Below are 2,723 nucleotides of genomic sequence, written 5' to 3' on the forward strand. Positions count from 1 at the left end.
TCTCCGAAAAAAATAGCATTCATCAGCAGTTTATTGGTCCCGTACCAGAAGGCCCTGAAATTCGTGTTATCCGTAAACAATACAACTTTTCCCTTCCCGATGCGCCTGACCTTAAAGGGGACACTATTACGGATCAGTTTCAGGTTTTCTTCGGAGATATAACCGCTTTGTAGGGGGTTTGAAGTGTACCGGATCGGATTGTCATAGCTGTTTTTCTCCGGTTCCAAGTAGATATTGGTGTTCCGGAACAGGGAGACCCGATTGTTTTTGTAGCCAAAATTGATGGGATGGGAACGGTCCTGTACAGCCGTAAAAATCGCCCCTCCGGTTACCTGTGCACCCAGGAAGTCCCCCTTTTGTTCAAAGCTGATCTGCTTTGCCTTGAGGGTGTCTTTCCTGAATTCGAGGTCGGTGATTTCATTCTTATTAACCCAGTTTACTGCATCCCGATAGGCGATCAGGCTTCCCCCTTGCTGCACCCATTCCTTTAATTTTTCAGCATCCTTTTTGCTCAGCCTGCTACCTGAGGTGCTGGGCAGGATAATGTCTGTGTATTCGCTGAGGTCTGTACGTCCAAAATAATCGGTATCGATCTTGGTGATCTTCATGTCGTAGCGGGTATCAAATAGATGCCATATCTCACCAGCGTCATAGGATCGGATTCCCCGCCCCACAATTAGTGCCACCTTTTGTTCTTTGAGGGGGTCAAATTCGTTACTGCCCAAATCAATACCCCTTGCCAGTCCGGTATTTACTGCGGTAATTTTGATCCTGCTGTCCTCTGCAACTCCTGTCAGAAAGGCATGCAGCGCTTCAGGGTCAAGCACCTGGTTCTGTACAGGGATCATAATTGTCCCGTAATCATAAGAGGTCCCTTCCAGTTGGAATGGGGATTTAGCTACTTTGGCCCTGAGCCCTTTGTTCAGGATCTTATTTATGGCCTTGGGGGTATAGTATTCATGCCATTCAAAAAGGTAGGCATAGTTACTGCTTCCGCTGATTTCCCCTATGGGTGTATTGAGGTCCTCGATTTCTTCCCCGGCATAGGATGTGGATCGCAACTCGGCGTAGTCAAGATTGAAAGCCAGGGGTAATGTCCATGCGGAAATGTCGTAAAACAAGCTGTCTTTGAAGGAGGTCCGCTTTTCAAACATGGCTTTTATTAGCCTGTGGCTCTTTTGTTCCATAGGAACGAGGTAGGCCTTGCCCTTTTTATACGTCTTACCACCAACACTGAAATCGCGGGAGATATCATGGAATGTGATGTTATGCCTTTTGAGGATTTCCGCTAAGTGCCATGCCCGGTTCCTGTCTTTATCGTCCCCAAAGACAATGGCCTTGGAGCGGTTGATAGAGGCCTGCAAACGGCTATCCTGAAAGAACTTACGCTGGTACTCCAGTAGATCGGTCCTTAAGTCCTTTGCAGCAGTGATGGTAGAGAGTGCCGTCGTGAACTGGTTGCGAATGGTAAATGGAAAGGTCAATATACCGTTTTCGGTCTCCTGAACGTGACCCCTGGAACTGGCCTGTTCAAAAAGGATCCCCACACCTCCATTCACATCGGGGAAGGTAGAGCCTTTACCATAGTAGTAATCATCGTAATTCTCTTCCGAATAATAAAGGGAACCAATTTTGTCCAGTGCTTCGGCGTGGTACTTAGCGATTTTTTCTGTTAAGGCCTGATTTGTACTTGGCGTGAGGGGATGTACCCGCGATGGTTCGCCCGGCTGGAAGAAAAAGGTAGAATTGGTTCGCATCTCGTGATGGTCGGTCAGCACATTAGGAAGCCAACGATGGAAGGTACGGATACGCGCACGGCTCTCGGGCAGTTGTACGGGAAGCCAGTCACGGTTCATATCAAACCAATAGTGGTTCGTCCTGCCCCCGGGCCACACTTCATGGTATTCCCGTTCGTTGTTGTCTGGATTGAGTTGTATGCTCTTATTCGTGTTGGCCCAGTACGCGAAACGCTGTAATCCGTCCGGATTAAATGAGGGGTCGAGAAGGATCACCATATTGTCCAGCAATTCTTCGATCTCCGGTCCCTGGGCCGCAGCGAGGTAGTAGGCATAGGCCATCCCTGCATTGGCTCCACTGGGCTCGTTTCCATGAATTGAAAATCCCTGGTAGACAACTACAGGCATATTTTCAACGGACTGTGAGGCACTTGAATTCTCACTGAGTGACAGGTGGTCCAGGCGAATTTGTTCCAGGTTTTCGTGGTTCTCTGGTGAGGTAATGGTCAATAGCAGGATGGGCCGACCCTCAAAAGTTGACCCTCGGTTTTCTATTTGAATGCGATTGCTGGAATTAGCCAGTGTTTGCATATAAAACATGAGCTTGTCATGGGTTACATGCCATTCCCCAACCTCGTGGCCGATGATATCGGCAGGTTTTGGCACAGAGGCATCATAAGTAACTCCCTGGGGCAGGTAGTAGTTGAGGTCTGGTGCTTCTTGTGCATATGACAGGCCCAGTGCAAAAAAAGTCATCAAAAGGAGGGCAGTATTTTTCATAACAAGTGTTCTTAGCAGTTTTGCAGCCTTTAAAAATAAAAAACGGCCTTTGATTTCAAAGGCCGTTTCTAAACTTTTCGGATAGATTTTAGATATCGTCAAAATCTATGTCCGTGAAATTTTCAGGAGATTTCATTTCGCCATTGGAACTAACGTCCTCTTTACGAAAGTCCTTCTGGTGCCTTTCAGAGATCACCTCAAGGCCTT

General features: G+C 47.6%; 1 protein-coding gene and 1 pseudogene. Both read right to left on the bottom strand.

Going from position 1 to position 2,723, the window contains the following annotated elements; genetic code table 11:
- Nucleotides 1–2,516 (bottom strand): M14 family metallopeptidase (locus tag AC4E7D_RS13655; protein ID WP_490174334.1); only part of this gene is annotated, 2,516 nt, incomplete at its 3' end.
- Between the two features lie 88 nt (nt 2,517–2,604).
- Nucleotides 2,605–2,723, bottom strand: a pseudogene (locus AC4E7D_RS13660) (DNA-binding protein); the annotation flags it as partial.

Source organism: Lentiprolixibacter sp. (assembly GCF_982873095.1).